Annotated in this window: 5 protein-coding genes; 3 read left to right on the plus strand and 2 right to left on the minus strand. The window is 76.3% G+C overall.

What is annotated here, in order from left to right; genetic code table 11:
* Nucleotides 1–62 precede the first annotated feature (62 nt).
* Together ACPCUX_RS15310 and ACPCUX_RS15315 are read left to right on the plus strand one after the other, a co-directional pair.
* Entirely contained in the window at nt 63–530 is a 468-nt protein-coding gene (locus tag ACPCUX_RS15310) for an NUDIX hydrolase (protein WP_222123552.1), read from the plus strand.
* Between the two features lie 126 nt (nt 531–656).
* On the plus strand, nt 657–2453 hold the full coding sequence (locus ACPCUX_RS15315; protein ID WP_423389103.1) for a hypothetical protein: 1797 nt from the start codon (nt 657–659) through the stop codon (nt 2451–2453).
* A 37-nt stretch (nt 2454–2490) separates the two neighbouring features.
* On the opposite strand, the gene ACPCUX_RS15320 is transcribed toward ACPCUX_RS15315, so the two are convergent.
* On the minus strand, nt 2491–3735 hold the full coding sequence (locus ACPCUX_RS15320; protein WP_423389107.1) for an SH3 domain-containing protein: 1245 nt from the start codon (nt 3733–3735) through the stop codon (nt 2491–2493).
* Between the two features lie 193 nt (nt 3736–3928).
* Between ACPCUX_RS15320 and ACPCUX_RS15325 the strand changes: the two genes are divergently transcribed.
* The gene (locus ACPCUX_RS15325; protein WP_423389104.1) at nt 3929–5296 is read left to right on the plus strand and encodes a CoA transferase; all 1368 of its coding nucleotides are present in this window, start codon (nt 3929–3931) and stop codon (nt 5294–5296) included.
* A gap of 15 nt (nt 5297–5311) precedes the next feature.
* Here the strand turns inward: ACPCUX_RS15325 and ACPCUX_RS15330 are convergent, their stop codons facing one another.
* On the minus strand, nt 5312–6229 hold the full coding sequence (locus ACPCUX_RS15330) for a Ppx/GppA phosphatase family protein (protein WP_085388566.1): 918 nt from the start codon (nt 6227–6229) through the stop codon (nt 5312–5314).
* Nucleotides 6230–6241: the final 12 nt, after the last annotated feature.

Raw genomic sequence — 6241 nt, forward strand, 5'->3', positions numbered from 1 at the left:
CCACGCGCCGTCGGGGTTCCTCGGCCGCCCCGCCGTGGGTGCCGGGTGGCACAGTGGGACGCGTGAGCACGCCCGACCTGCGCCCCGCCGACCCCTCGACCGCCGGAGCGTCGGCCCCGCCGTCCGACCTCCCGCCCCTGCGCACCGTCGGGTGGGTGAACGTCCGTGACGGACGCCTGCTCGCGGTGCGGACGACCGGGAAGGACCGCTTCTTCATGCCGGGCGGCAAGGTGGAGCCCGGCGAGACGGACACCGAGGCGCTGGTGCGCGAGATCCACGAGGAGCTCGGCGTGCGCCTGGACCCGGGGACGGTCCGGCCCGCGTTCGTCGCCGAGGCCCCGGGGCACGGGCTGGGCGGGCGCGTCGTGCGGATGCACTGCCTGTACGCCGAGCCGCTGCCCGGGTCCCCCGAGCCGGCGCCGAACGCCGAGATCGCCGAGCTCGCGTGGCTCACGCCGGCGGACGCGGACCGCGTCCCGCCCGCCGGCCGCATCGTCCTCGAACGCCTCGCGGACGTCCTCTCGGCCTGACCGCGCGCCCGTCGGAAGGCCGCCCGGACGCGGCATGGGGACCTCGCCCCATGGGCACCCCGAGACGCGGGGGCGCCCGTCCACGTACGCTCCGGAAGCACGATCCGCCGCGACAGAGGGACGACCATGGGGTTCTACGGTGCCGACATCGGCGAGCTGCGCAGGCTCGCGCAGAGCCTGACGACGGCGTCGGAGTCGCTCGAGACGACGCGCGGCGGCCTCCAGTCCACCGTCAGCGGGGCCCGCTGGGCCGGGCCCGACGGCGACGAGCTGCGCGGCCGCTGGACCTCCGAGCTCGGCCCCGCGCTCGCCGCGGCCGCGGCGACGCTGCGCGACGCGGCCGACAAGGTGCGCACGAACGCCGACCAGCAGGAGAGCGCCAGCTCCGACGGCACGGGCGGTGGCGCCGGCGGGGGTGCCGGCGGGTCGGGCGGGTCCGGGTCGGGGTCCGGCGGCTCGGGCTCCGGAGGGTCGGGCGACGGCGGCTCGGGCGAGGGCGGCGACGGCCCCGGCGGCCCGACGGTCTCGGTGAAGGGCAGCCAGAGCGGCGGCTCCGACAACGGCGGCCTCGGGAGCCCCGCGACGGAGGGCACGGACTCGAAGGTCGGCTTCGGCGTCTCCCACGACCCGGACAGCGGCGAGACGACGTACTCCGGCAGCGGGTCGCTCGCCGACTGGTTCAAGACGACCGACGGCTCCAAGGTCTCGTTCGGCGTCAACGGCGGCGCCGAGTACACGGTCGGGGAGAAGTCGGAGGACGGCTTCACCACCTACACCTCGAAGTCGGACGTCTCGATCGGCGTCGAGGGCGGCGTCTCGAAGGGCGGCACGGGCGTGAGCGGCGGGTACACGACCGGCGTCACGTCCGAGTACACCCTGAAGATGCCCGACGGCACCGACGTCGACCCCGGGTCCGTCAACCCGTTCGACCCGCGGAGCATGCCGGTCGGATCCTCCGTGACGATGGACGGCGGGAGCTACGCCAAGACCGAGCTCGACGCCGCGTTCCGGCACATCGCGCTCGAGTCGTCCGTCAAGGACTCCGAGGGCGTGAGCAGCCTCATCGAGCGCACGGGCGACGACACCGTCCGCGTCACCGCGGGCCCGACGGAGGCGATCGCGAACCACGCGGGCCTCGGCCTCGACTTCGACGCGGTCAAGGTCATGCTCGGCAACACGACGTCGCTCGACGGCGCGTCCCTGCGCAGCGCCGAGTTCGACCTGTCGACGCCCGAGGGCCAGGCCGCCTACGACACCTACCTCGTCACCGGCGAGATCCCCGGGGACCCGTCGACCGGGATCTCCGGCACGACGACCATCGAGCGCGTCAACTACGACTCGACGTCGACCGTCGGCTTCGACACGCCTGTCGGCGGGGCCGAGTGGCAGATCGGCCAGAACACCGGGTCGCTCGTCGCGACGACCTACCCCGACGGCAGCACCGAGCAGCTCATGACCGCGACGTACGGCGACCGAGGCGACTTCCGCCTGTCGCAGTCGTTCGACGCCTCCGGCACGGAGGACCTCTCGGCGCGCACGTACTCGTTCGACGTCACGGCCGACGACATGTCGTCGCAGTACTTCAACACGCGCGACTTCTCCGGATTCTCGCCGTCCGGCGAGGTGTCGCCCGGCCAGCAGGTGACGATGACGCTCACCGAGTCGCAGATGAACCGCCTCGCCGACAGCGTGCGGACCGCCGTCGAGAACGACGCCCTCGGTATGCAGACGCGGGCCGTCGTCACCGACTACGACATGCAGCCGCTCTCGGACCCGTACCAGCTCGCCACGAGCCTCGCCCGGGCGGCCGACTCCGACCTGGACCTCGTCATGATGATCAGCGAGATCAACGCCGCGGGCGACGGCTCGGTCACGGACCGGTCCGCCGCCCGGTTCCCCGGCACGGTGACGCCGGGGGGCTGACGCCGCGCCGCCCGGAGGGGCGCGGCGCCGGGTCGGCTCAGCGGGGCTTCTGCGCCGAGAGGTACGCGGTCGAGACGAAGCCCGTCCGGCCCCCGGCGGTCACCTTGAGCCACCCCTTCGAGGCGGTGCCCGCGTGCGTCACCGCGGTCCCGCGCCCGAGCCGTGCGACGACCTTGGACGAGGTCGACGCCGACGCCCGCAGGTTGAGGCTCGAGGCGGTGACGTACGACGTCGCGGCCTTGGGCGGTGCGGGCTTCGCGGGCGCCGGCTTCGCGGGAGCCGCCGGTGCGCTCGTCGAGGTGTACTGGGCGGAGACCCAGCCGGTCCGTCCGTTCGCGGTGACCTTGAGCCAGCCGCCCGAGGTCGACGCGACCGCGAGCTTCGTGCCCTTCGGCAGGCGTGCGACCACGGCCGAGGACGTCGTCGCCGAGGCCCGCAGGTTGAGCGACGCGGCCGTGACGTACCGCGTCGCCGGCTGGGGCGCCGACGGCTTCGGCGCCGGCTGGGGTGCCGGCGGCTTCGTCGCCGGGGGCGTGCTGACCGGAGCGGGCTTCGTCGGCCCGATGCTCGCGGCCGGGACCCAGCCCGTCGTCCGCCCCGACGTGACCCGGCGCCACGTGCCGCTCTCGTCCCCGGGCTTGCCGACGACGGTCGCCCCGCGCGCGACCCGGGCGACGACGGCACCGGTGCCCGCCCCGGCGCGCACGTCCACGGCGGCGTTCGTGTAGTAGGTGCACGACGTCGCGGTCGACCGGGCGGCCACCCGCGTCGCGTCGCGCCCGAGGTCGACGCCCTTGCCCTTGAGGTAGGCGAGCGGGTCGGTGTGCGACGCGCCCGACCCGTAGGTGCCGTTCCAGACCTCGAGGTGCAGGTGCGGCGAGGTGGAGATGCCGGTGGAGCCGACGTCGGCGATGCGCTGGCCGGCCTTGACCGTCTGCCCGGCCTTGACGTACTTGTCGCCGTCGATGACGTGCCCGTAGACGCTCGAGACCGTCTTCCCGCCGATGGTGTGCCGCAGGACGACCCACTGCCCGAACCCGCTGACGCTGCCCGCGCGCAGGACGGTGCCGTCGGCGATCGCGTTGATCCGCGTGCCGGAGGTCGCGCCGAGGTCCTGCCCGAGGTGCCAGGTCGACGCGCTGGCGACCGGCATGCAGCGCGGGCCGTAGTAGGAGGAGACCGAGTAGGTGCGCGCCCCCAGCGGCGCCACGACGGCGGCCGCCGCGCTCGCGCTCGGGGCGACGAGCAGCCCGCCGAGCCCCGTGGCGAGCGCCGTCGCCATCGCCACGCTCGCCACGCCCGACCAGCGCCTCGCGTTCCGAACCATCCTCTGCCCCCTGAAAAGAAATCAGACATACCCGGCGTGTCGGGTTGACACGCCTCAGGAACGGTAAGCCCAGTCCGCGGGGACCGCCAGATGGACGACCGTCCAACAGCGCCGAGGGCTGGACGGCGCGGGGGCGTACCGTCGTGCCATGACCGTCGGGACGGGACGCGCGGACGACGACCTCCTCGCCGCGACGCTGCCCGTGCTCGGCCTCGCGCTCGCGTCGGTCGCGGCCGTGCGCGACGCCGCGGCGCGGGCGGGCCGGTTCGACCCCGGACCGGCCCCGGACCCCGAGCGCGTCGCGGCGGCGTTCGCGAGCGACCGGCTGCTGCGGTTCGACGGCGCTCCGGTGGACGGGTTCGCGCCGCTGTCCGGCTTCTTCCGCACGGCGGACGGCTGGGTCCGCACGCACGCGAACTACCCGCACCACCGCGCGCGGCTGCTCGCGCTCCTCGACCTGCCCGCCGCGGTCGCGGACCACCCGTCCCGGGACGACGTCGCGACGGCGCTCGCCGCGCGGTCGGCGCAGGAGGTCGAGGACCTCGCGGCCTCGGTCGGCGCGATCGCCGTGCGCGTGCGCTCCGCGGACGAGTGGCGCGCGTCCGCGCCGGGCCGGGCCGCGGCGTCGGGCCCTGGCGTGCGGACCGCGGTGCGCGACGACGCCGCTCCCCCGCGCCCGCTCGCCGTCGGGCCCCGGCCGCTCGCCGGCCTCCGGGTCCTGGATCTCACCCGCGTCATCGCCGGGCCCGTCGCGACCCGGACGCTCGCGCTGCTCGGCGCGGACGTCCTGCGCGTCGACCCGCCGGGCCTGCCCGAGATCGAGGTCCAGCACCTCGACACGGGGCAGGGCAAGCGGTCCGCGCTGCTCGACCTCGCGACCCCCGACGGCCGCGCCCGGGCCCAGGAGCTGCTCGACGCCGCCGACGTCCTCGTGACGGGCTACCGCCCGGGCGCGGTCGAGGCGTTCGGCCTGCGCCTGCCGGGCGGCGCGGTGCACGCGCGCGTCAGCGCGTGGGGCGACGACGGCCCGTGGGCCCCGCGCCGCGGCTTCGACTCGATCGTGCAGGCGGCCAGCGGGATCGCGCTCGTGGAGGGCACGCGGGACGGGACCGTGGGCGACGCCTCGACTGCCGCGCCCGGCGCCCTGCCCGCCCAGGCGCTCGACCACGCGACGGGCTACCTCCTGGCCGCGGCCGTCGTGGACGCCCTCGCCGACCGCGCGGCCGACGGGCGTGGGCGCGAGGTCGACGGCGCGCTCGCCCGCACCGCGCACGCGCTGCTCGTCGCCCCCGGGCGCGACCCCGCGCACGGGCCGCCGCGGACGCCGGGGGCGCGGTGCGTCGTCGGGCACCGGGTGCGCCTCGACGGCCGGGACGTCGAGGCGACGACGACCCGGCCCGCGCTCGACCGCCTCGCGGGCGAGCCCGTCGACGACTACCCGGCGCCGGCCCGGCCGTGGGGCGCGGACGCGCCGCGGTGGACGACCCCGCGCGGCGCGTCCGGAGCCGACGGCTGAGCGGGAAGCCCGACGTCAGGCGTGGTCGAGGCGACGCAGGATCGCGCCCTCGCGCAGCGCCCACGGGCAGATCTCGACCTCGTCCACGCCGAGCGCGCGCATCGTCTCGACCGCGACCACCCCGCCCGCGACGATCTGGAACGTGCGCTCCGGCGTGATGCCCGGCAGCGCGGTGCGGCCCTCTGCCGTGATGCGCGCGAGCCGCGGCACCCAGTCCGCGAGCTGCGCGCGGCGCATCCGCCACCGGTCGTCGGGGCCGACCGCCTCGGTCTGCATGCCCGCGAGCCGCGCGAGCGAGCGGAACGTCTTGGACGTCGCGACGACGTGGTCCGGGCGCGGGAGCCGGGCGAACCGCGCGACGGCGGGCGCGAGCGTCGCGCGCACGTGCTCGCGCAGCGCCTCGACGTGCTCGGGCGCGGGCGGGTCGTCGGGCAGGAAGGCCATGGTCATGCGGCCCGCGCCGAGCGGGAGGGACACGGCGAGGTCGGGCTCCTCGTCGACGCCCGACGCGATCTCGAGCGACCCGCCGCCGATGTCGAGGACGAGCAGCCGGCCCGCGGCCCAGCCGTGCCAGCGGCGCGCGGCGAGGAACGTCAGGCGCGACTCGTCCTCGCCGGAGAGCACGTGGACCGGCTGCCCGACGCGCTCGCCGATCGCCGCGAGCACCTCGGGCCCGTTGGTCGCCTCCCGCAGCGCCGACGTCGCCATGGGCAGCATCTCGTCGACGGCCGACTCGCGCGCGAGCGCCATCGCGTCGTCGACGGCGGCGAGCATCGCCGCGACGCCCTCCGGGGACAGCGACCCGTCGGGCCGGAGGTAGCGCATGATGCGCACGACCGTGCGCGCCCCCGCGGCCTGCACGGGACGCGCCGCGTAGGCGGCGTCGACGACGGCGAGGTGCACGGTGTTCGAGCCGATGTCGAGGACGCCCAGGCGCGTGGTGCT

Origin of the sequence: Cellulosimicrobium sp. AB352, assembly GCF_049538415.1 — a bacterium.
GTDB lineage: Bacteria > Actinomycetota > Actinomycetes > Actinomycetales > Cellulomonadaceae > Cellulosimicrobium > Cellulosimicrobium funkei.